Source organism: Kitasatospora sp. NPDC024654 (assembly GCF_055559155.1).
Genome location: NZ_JBVHLF010000036.1, coordinates 26,335 through 44,684 on the forward strand (window position 1 = coordinate 26,335; position 18,350 = coordinate 44,684).

The window sequence follows — 18,350 nt, forward strand, 5'->3', positions numbered from 1 at the left end:
GGTGCGGGCTCTAGTCGGCCGGGAACGGCACGACGATGACGGACCGAGCCGAAGTGCGCTCCACCACCAGCACCTGGGTGTGCCGGGCGATCGGCGCGTCGGCCCACGCCGCGTACGCCTCGGTGCCGCCGCGCACTGGCAGCAGCACCTCACCCGGCCCGTGCGCCGGAATCGAAACGGTCACCCGCCCCACCACACCGACCAGGTCCGGCTCGACGTCGTCCGGCACGCCCATCCAGCTCACCCGTCCTCCGGCACCGCAGGACCTCTGCTCGTTCCAATCTAACGATCCCGGGCGGCAAAAGGACCCGGCCGGCGGCGCGCCGATCCCCCGCTCCGGCGCGCCGCGGACGCTCAGAACCGCACCGGCAGCGCCAGCAGCCCCCGGGCCCGCAGCGAGGGTCGGCGGCGCAGCGCCCCGGTGGGCCCGTCCAGCGCCAGCGCGGGGAACCGGCGCAGCAGCGTGGCCAGCGCGATCTCGCCCTCCAGCCGGGCCAGCGGCGCGCCCAGGCAGTAGTGGATGCCGTGGCCCAGGGTCACCTGGCCGCTCTCGGGGCGCCGCAGGTCGAGCACGTCCGGGCCGGCGAAGTGCGCCGGGTCGCGGTTGGCCGAGGCGATCGCGAGCAGCACGGTCTCGCCGGCCGGCACCCGCACCCCGGCGATCTCCACGTCCTCCCGCGTGAAGCGCCGGATGGCCAGCGGCGTCGGGCCGTCGAACCGGGCCAGTTCGGCCACCGCCGGGCCGATCAGCCCCGGCTCGGCGCGCAGCGCGGCCAGCTGCTCGGGGTGCTCCAGCAGGGCGAGCACCCCGTTGCCGATCAGGTGGACGGTGTTCTCGTAGCCGGCGAAGAGGACCAGGAAGGCCAGCGAGGTCAGCTCGTCCTCGCTGAGCCGGTCCTCCCGGTCGCGGACCGCGGTCAGCGCCGAGAGCAGGTCGTCGCCGGGCTCGGCCCGCTTGTGCGCGATCAGCTCGGTGAAGAACCGCAGCATCGCGCCGACCGCCGCCCTGGCCGCCTCGGGCCGCGCCGGGTCGGGGGTGATCAGGGTGTCCGTCCAGCCGCGGAAGTCGCGCCGGTCGGCCACCGGCACGCCGAGCAGGTCGCAGATCACCGTGATCGGCAGCGGCGCGGCGTAGTCGGCGATCAGTTCGGCACGGCCGGCCGGCTCGACGGCGTCCAGCAGCTCGTCGGCGAGCCGTTGCACGGGCTCGCGCATCTGCTCGACCCGCCGGGGCGTGAAGGCCTGGCCGACCAGCCGACGGATCCGGGTGTGGTCCGGCGGGTCCATGTTGAGCAGGTTGGCGTCGAGCGCGGGCGGCAGCGCGAAGCCGCGGTAGTTGCCCGGCCGGGCGTGCCGCTTGTCGAGCGAGAGGCGGGGGTCGGCGAGTGCCCGGCGGACGTCCTCGTAGCGGGTGACCAGCCAGAACGGCAGCCCGTCGGAACCGGTCATCCGGTGCACCGGGCCGAGCCGGCGCAGCTCGGCGTAGCCGGTGTGGGGGTCCTCTGTCAGGCGGGCCGGATCCATCGCTGAGGTCGGTTCAGAAGCCATGGGCGTCAGCCTACGGGCCGGTCCCGGGCGATCACGTTGGCCAGCGGCTCGCCCAGGACGAACCGGTTCAGCTGGGCGCCGATCAGCCGGCGGGTGCGGGGCAGGAAGGCCGAGGAGCTGCCGCCGACGTGCGGTGTGATCAGCACACCTGGAGCGTGCCAGAGCGGGTGCCCGGCCGGCAGCGGCTCCGGGTCGGTGACGTCCAGCGCGGCGCGCAACCGGCCGGCGGTCAGCTCGGCCAGCAGCGCCCCGGTGTCCACCACCGGACCGCGGGCCACGTTCACCAGCAGCGCGTCGTCCCGCATCGCGGCCAGGAACCCGGCGTCGACCAGCCCCCGGGTCTGCTTCGAGAGCGGCACCGCGAGGATCACCACGTCCGCCGCCGGGAGCAGCCGGGGCAGCGCCGCCAGCCCGTGCACCGGACCGTGCACGGCCTCCCGCGGCGTCCGGGCCACCCGCAGCACCTCGCACTCGAAGGGCCGCAGCCGCTCCTCGATGGCCGCGCCGACCGAGCCGTACCCGACGAGCAGCACCGTGCGGTCGGCCAGCGCCGGGTAGAAGCCGGCCAGCCACTGCTCGGCGTCCTGGCCCCGGACGAAGCCGGGCACCCCGCGCAGCGAGGCCAGCGTCAGGGTGAGCGCCAGCTCGGCGGTGGAGGCGTCGTGCACCCCGCGCGCGTTGCAGAGCAGCACCCCGTCCGGGACGTGCGGCAGGATGTCGTCGACCCCGGCGGTCTGGGTGAGCACCGCCCGCAGCGCGGGCATAGCGGGCAGCAGCGGCAGCACCGGGCGGGTGTTCATGTAGGGGACGACCAGCAGCTCGATCCGGGCCAGCAGCTCGGGCGGCGGCGGGCCCGGCCGGCCGTCGCAGGCGCTCCCGTCGAAGAGGTGCGGCTCGAGCCCGCCGGGCAGCCCGGGGATCTCCTGCGCCGGGTAGGGAAGCAGCACGGCAGGGACGGTCTCAGCGCTCATGGGCAATGAATCTACCGAGCGCGTTTGGCCGTGTCGCAGGCACTCCGTAGCATTCCTGGGGTATCGGGCGGGGATCAGCAAACAAGGAAGCAGCGGACAGGCATGACGGCGAGCGAGGAGCGGCAGACCATCGAGGCGACACGAGAGGTTCCGACGAGCGACGACCCGGAGGGCGGGTTCGGCCCCGGGATCGATCCGGAACGGCTGCGGTTCTGCCTCGACGTCCTCGACGAGCTGGACGCGCTGCCGATCGACCACCCGGACGCGATCACCATCCGCAAGGCGGTGGCCGGGATATTCCGGACCGTGAAGCAGCGCCGCCGCCAGGAGTCGCGGGCCGCCAAGACCGCGAACGACCGCGCCGTGACCGCGGCCACCGCGACCGGCGCCGCCGGCCGGATCGACGACGAGACGGCGGGCGCGTTCGGCCTCACCACCGGGACCACCACCGAGATCGCCGGCATCCTGCGGCGCCCGCGCTCCTGCTACGTCTGCAAGACCCGGTACGTCGAGGTGGACGCCTTCTACCACCAGCTCTGCCAGCCCTGCGCGAAGTTCAACCGGGCCCGCCGGGACGCCCGCACCGACCTGACCGGCCGCCGCGCGCTGCTCACCGGCGGCCGGGCGAAGATCGGCATGTACATCGCGCTGCGGCTGCTGCGCGACGGGGCGCACACCACGATCACCACCCGGTTCCCGAACGACGCGATCCGCCGCTTCAAGGAGATGCCGGACAGCGCCGAGTGGCTGCACCGCCTGAAGATCGTCGGGATCGACCTGCGCGACCCGGCCCAGGTGGTCGCGCTGGCCGACTCGGTGGCGGCCGACGGCCCGCTGGACATCCTGATCAACAACGCCGCGCAGACCGTGCGCCGCTCCCCCGCCGCCTACGCCGAGCTGGTCGCCGCCGAGTCCGCGCCGCTGCCGGCCGGCGCGCTGCCCGCCGCCGAGGTGATCGGCAGCTTCGGCAGCGGCAGTGTGGACCGTCCCGCGCTGCCGGGGCAGGCGAGCGGTGAGCGCGAGCTGCTCAGCGCGCAGGAGGTCACCGCGCTGGCCCTGGTCACCGGCTCGGCCTCGCCGGAGCGGATCGCCGCCGGCACCGCGATCGACGCCGGCGGCCTGGTGCCGGACCTGGCGGCGACCAACAGCTGGGTGCAGACCGTCTCCGAGGTGGGCCCGGTCGAGCTGCTGGAGGTCCAGCTCTGCAACTCGATCGCGCCGTTCATCCTGGTCAGCCGGCTGCGGCCGGCGATGGCGGCGGCCGCGGCCCGGCGCAAGTACGTGGTGAACGTCTCCGCGATGGAGGGCCAGTTCAGCCGCGGCTACAAGGGTGCCGGTCACCCGCACACCAACATGGCCAAGGCCGCGCTCAACATGCTCACCCGGACCAGCGCGCAGGAGATGCTGCAGACCGACGGCATCCTGATGACCGCCGTGGACACCGGCTGGATCACCGACGAGCGCCCGCACCCCGACAAGATGCGGCTCGCCGACGAGGGCTTCCACGCCCCGCTGGACCTGGTGGACGGCGCGGCGCGGGTCTACGACCCGATCGTCCGTGGCGAGCAGGGGGAGGACCTCTACGGGTGCTTCCTCAAGGACTTCGCGCCCTCGCCGTGGTGAGCCGCCCGCCGGCCGGCGCGCCGCTGATCGGTGCCGGCGTGATCGTGCCGAGCGGTCGCGGCGGAGTGCTGCTCGGCCGGCGGACCACTGCCGGGGAGCCGCCGACCTGGAGCCTGCCGGGCGGCAAGGTGGACCACCCGGGCGAGTCCTTCGAACAGGCGGCGGCCCGCGAGCTGGCCGAGGAGACCGGCATCGTGCTGCCGGCGGAGCGGATGCGGGTGCTCGGGGTGGTGCTCGACCACCTGGACGGCCGGCCCCGGCTCACCGCGGCCGTGCTGGCCCCGCCCAGCGACGCACCCGCCGAGGTCACCGAGCCGCATGCCTGCGCCGGCTGGGAGCGGTTCGCGCTGGACGCGCTGCCGGGCCCGATGTTCCGGCCGTCCGCGTGGGTGCTGTCGTACTGGCTCCCCGGCGCACCGCCGCTCCCGCCCGGCGTGCACGGCTATCCACTCGCCTGACGTGACCCGTCCGACGGGGCGGGACTCCGGTGGGACGGGACCCCGGCGGGACGGGAAAGGGTCCCCGGGCTGTGGCAGCCCGGGGACCCTTTCCGTTCACCGCACTCAGCCGAGGATCGCGATGGCCTCGTTGAGGGTCTTCGACGGACGCATCACGGCCGCCGCCTTGGCGGGGACGGGCTGGTAGTAGCCGCCGATCTCGGCCGGCGAGCCCTGGACCGCGATCAGCTCGTCGACGATGGTCCGCTCCTGCTCGGCCAGCGTCTTGGCGAGACCCGCGAAGGCCGTGGCCAGCTGGGCGTCGTCGGTCTGCTTGGCCAGCTCCTGGGCCCAGTACAGGGCCAGGTAGAAGTGGCTGCCGCGGTTGTCGATGCCACCGAGGCGACGGCTCGGCGACTTGTTCTCCTCCAGGAAGGTGCCGGTCGCGCGGTCGAGCGTGTCGGCGAGCACCTGCGCCCGCGCGTTGCCCCTGGTCTGCGCCAGGTGCTCGAAGCTGGCCGCGAGGGCGAAGAACTCGCCCAGGCTGTCCCAGCGCAGGTAGTTCTCCTTGAGGAGCTGCTGGACGTGCTTGGGCGCGGAACCGCCGGCGCCGGTCTCGAACAGGCCGCCGCCGTTGATCAGCGGGACGACCGAGAGCATCTTGGCGCTGGTGCCGAGCTCCAGGATCGGGAACAGGTCGGTCAGGTAGTCGCGCAGCACGTTGCCGGTGACCGAGATGGTGTTCTCACCGCGGCGGATGCGCTCCAGCGAGAACGCGGTCGCCTTCTCCGGCGAGAGGATCTCGATCCGCAGGCCCTCGGTGTCGTGCTCGGGCAGGTAGGCCTTGACCTTGGCGATCAGGTTGGCGTCGTGCGCGCGGCTCTCGTCCAGCCAGAACACCGCCGGGTCGCCGGTGGCACGGGCCCGGGTGACGGCGAGCTTGACCCAGTCGCGGATCGGCACGTCCTTGGTCTGGCAGGCGCGGAACACGTCACCGGCGCTGACCGGCTGCTCCAGCACGACGTCGCCGGCGGCGTCGACCAGCCGGACGGTGCCGTCGGCCGGGATCTCGAAGGTCTTGTCGTGGCTGCCGTACTCCTCGGCCGCCTGCGCCATCAGACCGACGTTGGGCACCGAGCCCATGGTGGCCGGGTCGAAGGCGCCGTGCGCGCGGCAGTCGTCGATGACGACCTGGTAGACGCCGGCGTAGCTGCTGTCCGGCAGGACGGCCAGGGTGTCGGCCTCCTTGCCGTCCGGGCCCCACATGTGGCCGGAGGTGCGGATCATGGCCGGCATCGAGGCGTCGACGATGACGTCGCTCGGCACGTGCAGGTTGGTGATGCCGCGGTCGGAGTCGACCATCGCCAGGGCCGGGCCCTCGGCCAGCTCGGCGTCGAAGGAAGCCTTGATCGCCGCGCCCTCGGGCAGCGCGTCCAGGCCGTCGAGGATGGCGCCGAGGCCGTTGTTCGGGTTCAGGCCGGCGGCGGCGAGGGTCTCGCCGTACTGGGCGAAGGTCTTCGGGAAGAAGGCACGCACCACGTGGCCGAAGATGATCGGGTCGGAGACCTTCATCATGGTGGCCTTGAGGTGCACCGAGAACAGCACGCCCTCGGCCTTGGCCCGGGCGACCTGGGCGGCGAGGAACTCGCGCAGCGCCGCGACGTGCATCACGGAGGCGTCCACGACCTCGCCGGCGAGCACCGGCACCGACTCGCGCAGCACGGTGGTGCTGCCGTCCTGGCCCACCAGCTCGATCCGCAGCGCGCCGTCCTCGGCGATCACCGCGGACTTCTCGCTGGTGCGGAAGTCGCCGGCGCTCATGTGGGCGACGTTGGTCTTGGAGTCGGAGCTCCAGGCGCCCATCCGGTGCGGGTGGGTCTGGGCGTACTTCTTGACCGAGGCGGGCGCGCGGCGGTCGGAGTTGCCCTCGCGCAGCACCGGGTTGACGGCGCTGCCCTTGACCTTGTCGTAGCGCGCCCGGACGTCCTTGTCCTGGTCGGTCTTCGGGTCGTCCGGGTAGTCCGGCAGCGCGTAGCCCGCGTACTGCAGCTCCGCGATCGCGGCCTTGAGCTGCGGGATGGAGGCCGAGATGTTCGGCAGCTTGATGATGTTGGCCTCGGGGGTCTTGGCCAGCTCACCCAGCTCGGCCAGGGCGTCGGGGATGCGCTGGCCCTCCTCCAGGAAGTCGGGGAAGCTCGCGATGATGCGCCCGGCGAGGGAGATGTCGCGGGTCTCCACGCTGACACCCGCCGTCGAGGCGTAGGCCTGGATCACGGGCAGCAGGGAATACGTTGCCAGGGCCGGGGCCTCGTCAGTGTGCGTATAGATGATGGTCGAGTCAGTCACCGGGGTCTCCGCTTCACGTCTACAACGTCTCGACATCAAGATATCTCGTGATCGCCCCTCCTCGACACCAACCCCTGCACCGGACCGGCGAGTCGGTGTTGTTCGAATTTGAACCTCAGGGTACTGTCCCATTGTGGTTCGAATTTGAACTACCACGTCGAGCCAGCCCGACCCGCGGCACGATGACGCCAACACCCCTGTCATTGGAGAGACTTGAGGATGTCCTCGCTCAACTCGGACCGCATCTCGAACGGCACCCCCGGCCAGGACGTCGGCCTGCTGGTGCTCCGGCTCGCCGTCGGCCTCACCCTGGCCGCCCACGGCAGCCAGATCCTCGGCTGGATCAGCGGCAGCGGCCTGGACGCCACCGGCCGGTTCTTCACCATGAGCGGCTATCCGTCCGGCCACGTCATGGCCGTGGTGGCGGGCCTCGGCGAACTCCTCGGTGGCCTGGGGCTGGCGGCCGGCCTGCTCACCCCGCTCGCGGCCGCCGCCGTCGTCGGCACCATGGTCAACGCCGTGGCCGTGAAGTGGAGCGGCGGCTTCTTCGCCCCGCAGGGCATCGAGTACGAGCTGCTGCTGACCGCGGGCGCCGCCGCGCTCGCCCTCACCGGCCCGGGCCGGCTGGCCGCGGACCGCCTGCTCCCCGGCCTCCGCTCGCACCGCACGGCCTACGGCGTCGCCGCCCTGGCACTGGCCCTGGCCTCGGCGGCGGCCATCCTCGCCCTGCGCAAGTAGCCGTACCGGCGCCGCTGTCGGCCGGAATCGTGTCCATCGATCGAGTGACGGGGGCGGCTCGGCCAGGCCCGGGCGTGGCAGGCTGTCACGCGACGGTTACCGGGGGTGCGAAGGGGCAGGGAGATGAACGGTCACAGCGGCGGCCACCACCACGGGGGGCACGGGGGCCATGGGGGGCACGGGGGGCACGGCGGCCACCACCACGGTGGCCACGACCATCACCACAACGGGGACCGGCGCCGCCGGGAGGATCTCTGGGCCTTCGGCCCGGGACGAGGCGGCTGGGGGCGGCGGCGCGGCTGTCTGGGCATGATGCTCGGCCTGACGGCACTCCTCGCGCTGCTGCTCAGCGCGCGCTGACGACCGGAGAGCGCTCAGGTGAAAGCCCCTCGGATCGCCTCCGGTCCGCCGGCGGCGATCCCCCTCCTCGGCGTCCCGTACTCGGCGGCCTCCTCGCCCAGCACGCAGACCGCGCCGGCCGGCACCGAGGCCAACCGGGTCGGCGCGGTCTTCAGCGGCAGGGTCGGCCCGGGCAGCCACTTCCGCACCGCCGGCGTGGTGCACAGCGCCACCCGGAACCCGCTGATCACCGCGGCCCACTGCGTCTCCTCCCCGGGCGGCGTGCTCCTCGCCCCGGGCTATCGCAGCGGGAAGGCCCCGTACGGCAGTTGGCAGGTCACCCAGGTCTACGCCACCGAGGACTGGAGTCAACACCACAACCAGGACCAGGACTTCGCGTTCCTCCGGGTGGCGCCCAACGGCAGCGGGCAGCAGATCGAGGAGGTGGTCGGTGGCAGCCCGCTCGGCACCGGTGAGAGCTTCACCGCCACGGTCCGCCTCTACGGCTACCCGAAGCAGACCGACCTCCCGCCGCTCCGCACCAACGCCACCAGCCAGTTCAACGCCCACCAGCGCCGCATCAACTGCCCGTCGTACAGCGGCGGCCCGTGGATCAGCGTCGCCACCGGCCACGTCATCGGCGTCATCGGCGGCTACCAGCAGGGCGGCGACTCTCCCGGCGCCCCCTACAGCGCCTATTTCGACGATACCGTCACGAATCTGCTGCAGAACGCCACCAAATCCGGTTAGCGCGCATCAACTCCGCGATATTTCGCTCTGGTGTTCGTTGCAGGAATATCTTTTGGACTATTCGGAATCCCATGGAATTCAAAGGGAACCGGCGGCCCCTTTCATCACCCCCTCATGACGAATCGTTAGCTTCGGCGAGGTGGTGACTGGCCCCGACTCCGGCCGGCCGCAAGGAGCCGGCTGGATTCCACCCCGCCGGGCAATGGGTCCGCCGGACCGGCGACGCACTGTTCGGGGGCGACGGGAACCGCCATGTCACCCGCCCGCAAGCTCATGGGGAGGACAAGGTTCGTGAACACAGCGATGGAGTGGCAGCAGTTGGATCGCTGCCGAACGGTCGACCGGACGGACGGCGTGCCAGGGGGAGGTGCGCTGTGGCCGGTGGTGCCGGCCGCGCCGGCCCGGACGTTGCTCGACGTCATCGAGGGGACCGCCGAGGGCTGGCCCGGCGCGCCGGCGCTGGACGCCGGCGGGGTGGTCCTGAGCTACCGTGAACTGCTGCGGGAGGCCGATGAGTTGGCCTCTCGTCTGGCCCACGCCGGGGTCGGGGTGGGTGACCGGGTGGGGGTGCGGGTGCCGTCGGGGACGGCCGACCTCTATGTGGCGATCCTGGCGGTGCTGCGGGCGGGGGCCGCGTACGTGCCGGTGGACGCGGACGATCCGGACGAGCGGGCGGAGCTGGTCTGGGCCGACGCCGGGGTCCGCGCGGTGGTCGGCGCGGACCGCACGGTGGTTCCGCGCCCCGGTGCGCGTCCCGCGGGACGCCCGGGCCGGCCGGAGCCGACCGACGACGCGTGGATCATCTTCACCTCGGGGACGACCGGACGGCCCAAGGGCGTGGCGGTGACGCACCGTTCGGCGGCGGCGTTCGTGGACGCCGAGGCCCGGCTCTTCCTGCGCGAGGGTCCGCTCGGTCCGGGGGACCGGGTGCTGGCGGGGCTGTCGGTCGCGTTCGACGCGTCGTGCGAGGAGATCTGGCTGGCCTGGCGGCACGGCGCCTGCCTGGTGCCCGCGCCGCGGTCGTTGGTGCGGGCGGGCAGTGACCTCGGGCCGTGGCTGGTCGAGCGCGGGATCACGGTGGTGTCCACCGTGCCGACGCTGGCGGCGCTCTGGCCGCAGGAGTGCCTGGAGCGGGTGCGGCTGCTGATCCTCGGCGGCGAGGCCTGCCCCGCCGAGCTGGTCGAGCGACTGGCCCGCCCCGGCCGCGAGTTGTGGAACACCTACGGTCCCACCGAGACCACGGTGGTGGCGTGCGCGGCCCTGCTCACCCCGGGCGGGCCGGTGCGGATCGGCGCGCCGCTGGACGGCTGGGAGCTGGCGGTCGTCGACGACCAGGGCCGGCCGGTGGGTTGGCACGGGACCGGTGAGCTGCTGATCGGCGGGGTGGGCACCGCGCGCTACCTGGATCCGGTCAAGGACGCGGAGAAGTTCGGCGCCGAGCGCTGCCTGCGCAGCCCGCGGGTGTACCGCAGCGGCGACCTGGTCCGAGCCGACCCGGAGGGCCTGGTCTTCGTGGGGCGGGCCGACGAGCAGGTCAAACTCGCCGGGCGGCGGATCGAGTTGGGCGAGGTCGACGCCGCGCTGCAGGCGCTGCCGGGCGTGCGCGCGGCGGCCGCGGCGGTGCGCGACACCCCGACCGGCGGCCAGGTGCTGGTCGGCTACCTGGTCCTGGACGCCGTGCGGGCCGCCTTCGACACCGCCGCGGCACGGGCCCGGCTGCTGGAGCGGCTGCCGCGGTCGCTGGTGCCGGTGCTGGCCGTGGTGGCGGACCTGCCCACCAAGACCTCCGGCAAGGTGGACCGCGCCGCGCTGCCCTGGCCGCTGGCGGAGACCGGCCGGGCGGCGGCGCCCGACGAGCCGCGGCTCTCCGGCACCGCCGGCTGGCTCGCCGAACGCTGGCAGGAGCTGCTCGGTCTGCCGGTCACCGGCGACAGCGACTTCTTCTCGCTCGGCGGCACCAGCCTGGCCGCGGCCAAACTCGTCTCCGTGCTGCGGACCCGCTACCCGTCGGTGTCGGTCGCCGACCTCTACGCGCACCCGGGCCTGCTCGACCTGGCGGCGCGCCTGGACGCGACCGGCGTCGCGGCCGGCGAGGAGCGCCGGGTGCGGCCCGTGCCGCGCCGCGCCGGTGCGCTCCAGCTCCTGCTGCTGGCCGTGCTGTTCACGACCAGCGGGCTGCGCTGGGTGCTGGCGCTGGCCGCCCTCGACAACCTGGCCGGGCCACTGCCCTGGGCCCCGCACACCTCCTGGTGGGTGGTGCTGGGCGGCCTGGCGCTGCTGGCGGGCGGGCCCGGCCGGCTGCTGATCGGCGCGGGGTCGGCCCGGCTGCTCACCGCCGGGCTGCGGCCGGGTTCGTACCCCCGGGGCGGCTCGGTGCACCTGCGGCTCTGGGCGGCCGAGCGGGTGGTGACGATGTTCAACCTGGCCTCGCTGCTGGGGACGCCGCTGGCCCGGCGCTACGCCCGTGCGCTGGGCTGCCGGGTCGGGGCCGGCGCGGAGTTGCACGCCGCGCCGCCGGTCACCGGCCTGGCCCGGTTCGGCGCCGGCTGCTCGGTCGAGCCCGAGGCGGACCTGGCCGGCTGGTGGCTGGAGGGCGACGTGCTGCACGTCGGCGCGATCGAGGTCGGCGCCGGGGCCCGGATCGGTACCCGCGCCATGCTGATGCCCGGCGCCCGGGTGGGCGAGGGGGCGGAGGTGGCCGCCGGGTCCTGCGTGCTGAGCGAGGTGCCCGCCCACGAGAGCTGGCACGGCTCGCCGGCCCGGCCGACCGGCGACCCGGCACCGGCCGGCGCGAACCGGCCGGGACCCGAGGGCCGCCACTCCCGCCGCTGGGACCTCGCGTACGCGCTCGCGCTGCCCGGCCTGGGCCTGATCCCGCTGCTCGCCGCCGTGCCCGCGCTGGCCATCTGCTTCCCGGCGGTCGAGCACACCCGGACCCTGAGCGCCGCGACGGTCCAGCTGCTGGCGTACACCCCGGCGCTGACCGTGCTGACGCTGGCCTGCTACGCGGCCCTGACCGCCCTGCTGGTCCGGCTGTTCAGCATCCCGCTCACCCCCGGTGACCACTCGGCGCACGGCAGGGTCGCCTTCTGCGCCTGGGTGGTGAACCGGCTGATGAACACCGCGCGCGGCTCGCTCTTCCCGCTCTACGCGAGCCTCTTCACGCCGGTCTGGCTGCGGCTGCTGGGCGCGAGGGTGGGCCGCCGGGTGGAGGCCTCCACCGTGCTCGCGCTGCCCACGCTGACCCGGGTGGACGACGGCGCGTTCCTCGCGGACGACACCCTGGTGGCCCCCTTCGAGGTGCGCGGCGGCCGGCTGCGGCTCGGGGCCGCGCGGGTCGGCCGGCGGGCCTTCGTCGGCAACTCGGGCATCGTCGGCCCCGGCCGGGAGCTGCCCGACCATGCCCTGGTGGGCGTGCTGGCGGACGCCCCCGCGCACGCCGAGCCGGGCTCGTCCTGGCTGGGGCGGCCGGGCATCGCGCTGCCCCGGGTCGCGGACGCCGTCGACGCGAGCCGCACCTACGACCCGCCGCGCCGGCTGGTGCTGGCCCGGGCCGGCGTGGAGCTGTGCCGGCTGCTGCCGGCGGTGGCCGGCGCGGTGCTGGGCGACCTGGTCTTCGCGGCCCTGCAGGAGACGCTGGTCCTGCGCGGCCTGGGCGGCGCGGCACTGCTGGCCGGGGTGGTCCTGCTCGCCGCCGGCGTGCTCGCCTGCCTGGTCACCACGCTGGCGAAGTGGCTGCTGGTGGGCCGGTTCCGGGTGGGCGAGCACCCGCTCTGGTCCGGCTTCGTGTGGCGCAACGAGCTGTACGACACCTTCGTCGAGACGCTGGCCATGCCCTGGCTGGGCAGCTCGCTGATCGGCACCCCGCTGCTCAACCTCTGGCTGCGCAGCCTCGGGGCCCGGATCGGGCGCGGCGTGTGGTGCGAGACGCACTGGCTGCCGGAGACCGACCTGGTCCGGGTGGAGGCGGCGGCCAGCGTCAACCGGGGTTGCGTGCTGCAGACCCACCTCTTCCACGACCGGCTGATGCGTCTGGACCAGGTCCGGCTGGGCGAGGGCGCCGCGCTGGGCCCGCACTCCATCGCGCTGCCCGGCTCCAGGATCGGCGCGGGGACCACGGTCGGGGCGTCGTCGCTGGTGATGCGCGGCGAGGAGGTGCCGGCGGGCACCAGCTGGGCGGGGAACCCGGTGGCGGCCTGGTCGTCGTCGGAGCCGGCCTCACCCCGTCGGCCTAGTCACGGCGTGGCGTGACCCGGGCCCGGCGAGCCCGGGAGCGGCGGGACCGGCGGGCTGCCGGCCCGCCGCTCCCGGCGTTCGGGCGACCGGTCCCCCGGTTACATTGGAGGCAGGCCCGGCCGTGCGTGCGCGGGCCGTACGGTCGGGGATGGCGCGAGAGACCGCCGGAGGCCTCCATGCCCAACTACGGGTGGCAGTTGCGCGAAGTCCGCGCGGGCGGCGACGGGATCGTGCTGTTGAGGTTTCCGCCGCCCACCAAGAGCGAACTTCGCCGGTCTCCCGACGACTTCGCCACCTTCCTGGTCGAGCGGTACCTGCAGCAGGCGACCCGGCGCGGAGAGTCACTCCCGGAGCGCCTGATCGCCACGGTGTGGGACGCGGACGATCCCTCCGCCACCACGGCCGGCGAGGCCGAGTGGCCGTAGCCGGCGCTCAGCGCACGGCGACCAGGACGCAGCTGTCCCCGTACCGCCACACCTCACCGACCTCGCGGAAGCCGGCCTCCCGGAGCAGCTCCTGGTGCTGGAGCACCGACAGTCCGTTGCCCTCTCCGCTGGTCGGGGCCGCCTTCGCCGACCGCTCGGCCAGCAGGTCCGCGAACTCGGGCACCTGGCGGGCGGCGGCCCACCAAGCGGCCCAGTCCTCCGCGGGGACCGGCCCCTGCCGCCCCGCCCGCCGGTGGCCGACCGTGGCGGCGAGCGACGCGAGGACCGGATCCGGCGGGGCCAGGTGGTCCCCGTTGACCAGCAAGCCGCCGGGTCGGAGCACGGCCGCGAGCTCGCGGTAGATCTCCAGCAGGCGCTCCGGCGCCGGGTAGTGCAGCGCGGTGGTGGAGACGGCCGCGTCGACCGGGCGGTCCAGCTCCAGCGCGTCGAGCCAGCCCTCCGCCCCGATCAACGCCTCGACGAAGCGCGCCGCGTCCGGGGCGTGGGTGCGACCCAGTTCCAGCAGCAGCGGGTCGATGTCCACGGCGACCAGGTGCGCGTGCGGCAGCCGGGCGGCGATCCGGACCGCGAGCGAGCCCGGCCCGCTGCCCAGGTCGAGGACCAGTGGCTGCTCCTGGCGGCCCGTCACCCACTCCACCACGTCGGCGATCACCGTGAACCGCTCCTCGCGGTCGACCGCGTACCGCTCCTGCTGGCGCTCCCAACGCTCGACCCAGGTCTCGGCCAGCGCCATGCTCACGCCCATCCATGCCCCTTTCACCACCGCGGGTCTCACCACCGAGGGTCCGGGCGCACACTCTAGTCCATAAATGGAAACGAAAATCGTTTCGATGAAGTCCGGGGCGCCGCCCGGGTCAGGTCAGAGCGCGCTGAGCACCCCCAGCAACCGATCGATCTCCTCGGGGGTGTTGTAGACGTGCAGGCTCACCCGTACCGAGTCCTCCTGCTCGCCGGCCCGGGCCTGGCAGTGGCTGTCGGCACGGACCAGGAAGCCGTGGGTGGACAGCACGAAGCCGAGGTCGTTGGCGCTCGTCCCGTGGTGCCGGAAGCTCACGATGCCGTGCCGCTGCTGCACCGGCGAGTCCACCGCCAGGCTCAACTGGCAGCCGAGCAGCTCGTAGCCGGGCAGCCGGCGCAGGCCGTCGGTGAGACGGGCGGCCAGGGCGACCGTCCAGCGCTCGATCCTGGCCGGGGCGGCGGCGTCCAGCCAGTCGAGGGCCGCCACCAGGCTGACGATCCCGCTGGTGTTCGGGGTGCCGGCCCAGCCGCCGGGGGCGAACTCCGGGCCCCGGGTGTTGCGGGCCCAGATCGCCCCGATGCCGGGCAGGGCCATCGCCTTGTGCCCGGAGAACACCACGAAGTCCACGTCCAGGGCGCCGACGTCGACCGGCAGGTGGCCGACGCTCTGCGCGGCGTCCAGGCAGATCGGCACGGAGGGGCCGACCACCCGACGGATCCGGTGCACGTTCAGGTCGCCGCCGTAGACGTGGTGCACATGGGTGGCGGCCACGAACGCGGTCCGCTCGCCGACCAGTTCGGCCAGCCGAGCCGGATCGTAGTCGTGCGAGGACGCCTGGTACGGCATCTCCCGGACGGTGACCCGCACCCCCTGCGCGGCGAGCAGCCGTTGTGCCTCCAGCCAGGGCTGCGCGTTCGCCTGGTGGTCGGCGAACGGCACGATGATCTCGTCCCCGTCGGTCAGGTGCTCCGTGAGCCAGTCCCGGGCCACCGTGCGCAGGCCCTCGCTCGCGCCGCTGACGAAGTGGACCGCCGACCGGTCCGGGGCCGGGTCACCGAGGAACGCGGCGACCCGCTCCCGGGCCTGGGCCACCAGCGCGGTGGTCTGGTTGGCCCACGGGTAACTGCCGCGGCCCGCATTGGCGTTCGCCGTGGTCAGGTAGGTCCGCACGGCGTCCAGGACGGCCCTCGGCTTCTGCGCGGTCGCGGCGCTGTCCAGATAGGCGAGTTCCGGACTGGCCGTGATGATCGGGAACTGGGCGCGCAACTCCGCGTTCCAGTCCTCGAGTTCCTTGAACACCGACTGCACGGCCGGCCCCTCAGTCGCTCACCAGCGGGGCACCGGCGTCCCGCCAGCCGATGATGCCGCCGGCCAGGCTGCGCGCGTCGCGGTGCCCCATCCGGGTGAGCAGCGCGGCGTACCGCTGCGACTGCTCCCCCACCGGGCAGGCCAGCAGGACGGGTTGCTGCCGGCCGAACGGCAGCCCACCGTGCAGGAGTTCCTCGAAGAGCTGGTCCACGATGTTGATCGAGCCCTCGATGTGCAGCGCCGCGTAGGCGAACGGGCCGCGCAGGTCGACCACCAGCGGGCGCTCGGCGGCGATCCACTTCCGGGCCCGCTCGACGTCGATGACGGTGGCGGCGGCGACTTCCGCCGCGGTCAGATCGGCGGCCGAGTTGGCCCGCGGTGGCTGGTTGAACAGCTCGGGACGGCGTCGGCGGATGTAGCTGAGGTAGCTCTCGACCCGGTCGCAGACGATGAACACGGCCGTCCGGCGCTCGGTCGACTCGGCGTCGAACCGCCGCAGATGGCGCACCGCGCCGTAGTAGGCGCCGCCGCCGGTCGGGCCGGCCAGCAGACCGCAGCGGCGGATCAGGGTCAGCATGCCGTCGATCGCCTCGTCGGCGGTGACCGGCTCGATGCCGTCGTAACCGGCGGGGTCGAACAGCCCGACCTCGTGCAGCTCGTCGATGGTCCGGATGCCCGGAATGAAGTCGGACTTGTGGGCCACCAGTCCGAGCACGTCCACCCCGGGATCACGCTCGCGCAGCGAGGTGGCCACCCCGGTGGAGGAGCCGGCCGTGCCGACGCAGGCGATGAAGTGGTCGGGAGCGCGGCCGTCCAGGTCGCGCAGGATCTCCGGACCGGTCCCGGTCAGATGCGCCTCGGTGTTGAGCGCGCTGTAGTACTGGTCGGTGTGCAGGTAGCCGGTCTGCGCCGTGGAGAGCATCCGGTGGATCCGGGTGAGCGGGTCGTCGGTGTTGGTGGGGTCCAAACACTCGGCCTGGCCCGGGAGTTCCTCGATCTCCGCACCGAGCAGGAGCAACAGGTCCTTGATCTCCGGGATCCTCATCCGGTTGGTCACGCTGCGGAACGGCAGGCCGTGCATGCCGGCGATCGCGGCGAGCGCCTTCGCGGTGTTGCCACTGGACAACTCCACGATGGTGTCGCCGCGTTCGGTCGCGACGGCCAGCCGGTCGCGGGTCATGTTCCACGCGGCGCGGTCCTTCACCGAGCCGAACGGGTTGAGCATCTCCAACTTGGCGTACAGGTCGATGTTCCGCAGCCCGTGCACGGCCGGGTCGATCCGGACCAGTGGCGTGTCGCCGATCGCCTCGGTGATGCTGTCGTATCTCAACTCTGTTCCCCCGTAGCGAAGATGGGCCAGTACTGGGTGTCGAGCCACCAGCGCCACGACCCGTCGGCCCGGTCGACGGCCACCGTGCGGGCGACCGGCTGGCGCATCGCGTGGTGCGCGCCGAAGTCCATGCAGTAGCCCGCGGTGTTGGCGAACGCCAACAGGTCGCCGGGAGCCGGCAGGCCGGGCAGGAAGACCATCCGCCGAGTGATCAGATCGCTTTCCAGGCAGAGGTTTCCGACCAGGTAGACACCGACCGGGCCGGTTTCCGGCATTCCGCCGTCCCGTGGCACGAGCAGCGGGTCCATCAGCACCCCGTGCGCCTCGAGGCCGATGTCGCCGGCGTTCAGTCCGAGGCGCACCAACGGATCGCCCTCCGGGGTCCGCCTGACCTCCAGCACCGTCGCCAGCACCGCACCGCACTGGTCGACCAGCGCGCGGCCCGGCTCGATGGCCAGGTCGTAGAGGTTCTCCAGCAGCAGCGTGGCCAACGGCCGCCCCAGCGTGGGCGCCTGGGACGAGAGCAACTCGTCGAGGTACCGCTCGGCGGCGACCGGCCGGTGGGCCGGGTAGAGTCCGAGGGTGCCCCGGAGGGTGCCGGACTCGCCGCGCAGCCCGTAGCCGTGGCCCTGCCAGGTCAGCGCGGGCCGCCGGCCCAGCACCGCGTTCGCCAGCTCGCTGGTGTAGCGCTCCCACTGCTCGGGGTGCGCGAGGTAGTTGACGCCGAAGCCCCCGCCGATGTCGATCACCCGAGGACGCAGCCCGCGGCGCCGGCACTCGTTCATCGCCCTGACGCAGGCCTCCAGCGCGACCGCCTTCTCCGGCAGGCCCACGGTGTCCAGGTGGTACCCGACACCGACCAGCTCGGTGGTATCGCGATGACCCTCCACCGCGTCCAGCAGGTCGTCCAACTCGGCCGGCCGGGTGCCGAACCGGCTCGGCCGGGTGAGTACCGTCGCGCCCGGCCCCTGGAAGCCCGACAGCCGCAGCGTGATCCGTGCCGGGGGCAGCGCGTGCTTGCGGACCAGGGCGGCCAGCCCCTCCAGCTCCCCACGGGAGTCGATGTTGACGAGGACACCGGTGCGGGCGGCCAGCCAGAGGAACTCCGGGGTCTTCGGACCGGTCGCCGTGATCCGGTCCGGGGTGAGGCCGGCACCGAGCCCGTGCCGCAGCTCGGCCAGCGATCCGACGTCCAATCCGGCTTCGCCCGCCGCGAGTTGCCGGACAAGCGCGCTCGACCGGTTCGCCTTGTGCGCGAAGAGGATGCCGCCGGACAGACGGTGCTTCCGGTAGACCGCGCGGAACCGGGCCACGTTCTCGGCGAGTTGCGCCGGCAGGAGCAGGTTGAGCGGGGAGCCCAGGGCGTCGACCAGGGAGTGCAGGAGGTCCGCGGACCGCAGCAACGCGCCAAGTCGCGGCTCCAGACGCGGTTCCAGGTAAAGCGGCGATGCTTCCATCCGACGTGACCCCCGACTCTCGCGCGAGACCCCACCCGCCACGGTAGCCGCTCTCATCGAGCGAAAACAGGCCGCGCACCGC

The 18,350-nt window shown here is 73.5% G+C and carries 15 protein-coding genes; 7 read left to right on the forward strand and 8 right to left on the reverse strand.

Going from position 1 to position 18,350, the window contains the following annotated elements; all coding sequences use genetic code 11:
- Positions 1-10 precede the first annotated feature (10 nt).
- From ACZ38L_RS21555 to ACZ38L_RS21565, 3 genes are all read right to left on the reverse strand, one after another.
- Positions 11-244: a hypothetical protein gene (locus tag ACZ38L_RS21555; RefSeq protein ID WP_396562813.1), complete on the reverse strand. Its 234-nt coding sequence runs from the start codon at positions 242-244 to the stop codon at positions 11-13.
- Positions 245-354: 110 nt separating this feature from the next.
- The gene (locus ACZ38L_RS21560; protein ID WP_465695901.1) at positions 355-1,548 is read right to left on the reverse strand and encodes a cytochrome P450 family protein; all 1,194 of its coding nucleotides are present in this window, start codon (positions 1,546-1,548) and stop codon (positions 355-357) included.
- A 5-nt stretch (positions 1,549-1,553) separates the two neighbouring features.
- Positions 1,554-2,519: a 2-hydroxyacid dehydrogenase gene (locus tag ACZ38L_RS21565; protein WP_465695903.1), complete on the reverse strand. Its 966-nt coding sequence runs from the start codon at positions 2,517-2,519 to the stop codon at positions 1,554-1,556.
- A gap of 102 nt (positions 2,520-2,621) precedes the next feature.
- On the opposite strand from ACZ38L_RS21565, the gene ACZ38L_RS21570 reads away from it, so the two are divergent.
- The gene (locus ACZ38L_RS21570; protein ID WP_465695905.1) at positions 2,622-4,142 is read left to right on the forward strand and encodes an SDR family NAD(P)-dependent oxidoreductase; all 1,521 of its coding nucleotides are present in this window, start codon (positions 2,622-2,624) and stop codon (positions 4,140-4,142) included.
- Positions 4,136-4,600 carry a nucleotide triphosphate diphosphatase NUDT15 gene (locus ACZ38L_RS21575; RefSeq protein WP_465695907.1) on the forward strand — a complete coding sequence of 155 codons (465 nt, stop codon included), beginning with the start codon at positions 4,136-4,138 and terminating at the stop codon, positions 4,598-4,600. The genes ACZ38L_RS21570 and ACZ38L_RS21575 overlap by 7 nt, the downstream gene beginning before the upstream one ends.
- A gap of 105 nt (positions 4,601-4,705) precedes the next feature.
- Here the strand turns inward: ACZ38L_RS21575 and ACZ38L_RS21580 are convergent, their stop codons facing one another.
- The gene (locus ACZ38L_RS21580; protein WP_396562823.1) at positions 4,706-6,925 is read right to left on the reverse strand and encodes an NADP-dependent isocitrate dehydrogenase; all 2,220 of its coding nucleotides are present in this window, start codon (positions 6,923-6,925) and stop codon (positions 4,706-4,708) included.
- A gap of 219 nt (positions 6,926-7,144) precedes the next feature.
- Here ACZ38L_RS21580 and ACZ38L_RS21585 point away from each other — a divergent pair, with 219 nt between their 5' ends.
- The 5 genes from ACZ38L_RS21585 (at position 7,145) to ACZ38L_RS21605 (ending at position 13,413) form a co-directional block, all read left to right on the forward strand.
- Positions 7,145-7,663 carry a DoxX family protein gene (locus tag ACZ38L_RS21585; protein ID WP_465695912.1) on the forward strand — a complete coding sequence of 173 codons (519 nt, stop codon included), beginning with the start codon at positions 7,145-7,147 and terminating at the stop codon, positions 7,661-7,663.
- A 123-nt stretch (positions 7,664-7,786) separates the two neighbouring features.
- On the forward strand, positions 7,787-8,023 hold the full coding sequence (locus ACZ38L_RS21590; RefSeq protein ID WP_465695914.1) for a hypothetical protein: 237 nt from the start codon (positions 7,787-7,789) through the stop codon (positions 8,021-8,023).
- An 18-nt stretch (positions 8,024-8,041) separates the two neighbouring features.
- Positions 8,042-8,752: a trypsin-like serine peptidase gene (locus tag ACZ38L_RS21595; RefSeq protein ID WP_465695916.1), complete on the forward strand. Its 711-nt coding sequence runs from the start codon at positions 8,042-8,044 to the stop codon at positions 8,750-8,752.
- A 303-nt stretch (positions 8,753-9,055) separates the two neighbouring features.
- A complete protein-coding gene (locus tag ACZ38L_RS21600) occupies positions 9,056-13,003 on the forward strand; it encodes a Pls/PosA family non-ribosomal peptide synthetase (protein WP_465696021.1) in 3,948 nt (1,315 codons plus the stop codon).
- A 161-nt stretch (positions 13,004-13,164) separates the two neighbouring features.
- On the forward strand, positions 13,165-13,413 hold the full coding sequence (locus ACZ38L_RS21605) for a hypothetical protein (protein ID WP_465695918.1): 249 nt from the start codon (positions 13,165-13,167) through the stop codon (positions 13,411-13,413).
- Positions 13,414-13,420: 7 nt separating this feature from the next.
- Here ACZ38L_RS21605 and ACZ38L_RS21610 read toward each other — a convergent pair whose 3' ends face one another.
- The 4 genes from ACZ38L_RS21610 to ACZ38L_RS21625 all read right to left on the reverse strand — a co-directional run bounded on the left by ACZ38L_RS21610 (position 13,421) and on the right by ACZ38L_RS21625 (position 18,268).
- Positions 13,421-14,179, reverse strand: a complete 759-nt coding sequence (locus ACZ38L_RS21610; RefSeq protein ID WP_465695920.1) for a class I SAM-dependent methyltransferase — start codon at positions 14,177-14,179, stop codon at positions 13,421-13,423.
- A gap of 114 nt (positions 14,180-14,293) precedes the next feature.
- The gene (locus ACZ38L_RS21615) at positions 14,294-15,481 is read right to left on the reverse strand and encodes an aminotransferase class V-fold PLP-dependent enzyme (protein WP_465695922.1); all 1,188 of its coding nucleotides are present in this window, start codon (positions 15,479-15,481) and stop codon (positions 14,294-14,296) included.
- A 10-nt stretch (positions 15,482-15,491) separates the two neighbouring features.
- The gene (locus tag ACZ38L_RS21620) at positions 15,492-16,811 is read right to left on the reverse strand and encodes a pyridoxal-phosphate dependent enzyme (protein ID WP_465695923.1); all 1,320 of its coding nucleotides are present in this window, start codon (positions 16,809-16,811) and stop codon (positions 15,492-15,494) included.
- Positions 16,808-18,268 (reverse strand): Y4yA family PLP-dependent enzyme, encoded by a 1,461-nt coding sequence (locus ACZ38L_RS21625; RefSeq protein WP_465695925.1) that lies wholly within the window; start codon positions 18,266-18,268, stop codon positions 16,808-16,810. Before ACZ38L_RS21625 ends, ACZ38L_RS21620 begins: the two co-directional genes overlap by 4 nt.
- Positions 18,269-18,350 lie beyond the last annotated feature (82 nt).

What these genes read in the sequence shown, in the direction of transcription:
- ACZ38L_RS21560 (WP_465695901.1), bottom strand. Translation starts at nt 1,548, where the DNA reads ATGGCTTCTGAACCGACCTCAGCGATGGATCCGGCCCGCCTGACAGAG.
- ACZ38L_RS21605 (WP_465695918.1), top strand. Translation starts at nt 13,165, where the DNA reads ATGCCCAACTACGGGTGGCAGTTGCGCGAAGTCCGCGCGGGCGGCGAC.
- ACZ38L_RS21600 (WP_465696021.1), top strand. Translation starts at nt 9,056, where the DNA reads ATGGAGTGGCAGCAGTTGGATCGCTGCCGAACGGTCGACCGGACGGAC.
- ACZ38L_RS21570 (WP_465695905.1), top strand. Translation starts at nt 2,622, where the DNA reads ATGACGGCGAGCGAGGAGCGGCAGACCATCGAGGCGACACGAGAGGTT.
- ACZ38L_RS21610 (WP_465695920.1), bottom strand. Translation starts at nt 14,179, where the DNA reads ATGGGCGTGAGCATGGCGCTGGCCGAGACCTGGGTCGAGCGTTGGGAG.
- ACZ38L_RS21625 (WP_465695925.1), bottom strand. Translation starts at nt 18,268, where the DNA reads ATGGAAGCATCGCCGCTTTACCTGGAACCGCGTCTGGAGCCGCGACTT.
- ACZ38L_RS21585 (WP_465695912.1), top strand. Translation starts at nt 7,145, where the DNA reads ATGTCCTCGCTCAACTCGGACCGCATCTCGAACGGCACCCCCGGCCAG.
- ACZ38L_RS21565 (WP_465695903.1), bottom strand. Translation starts at nt 2,519, where the DNA reads ATGAGCGCTGAGACCGTCCCTGCCGTGCTGCTTCCCTACCCGGCGCAG.
- ACZ38L_RS21590 (WP_465695914.1), top strand. Translation starts at nt 7,787, where the DNA reads ATGAACGGTCACAGCGGCGGCCACCACCACGGGGGGCACGGGGGCCAT.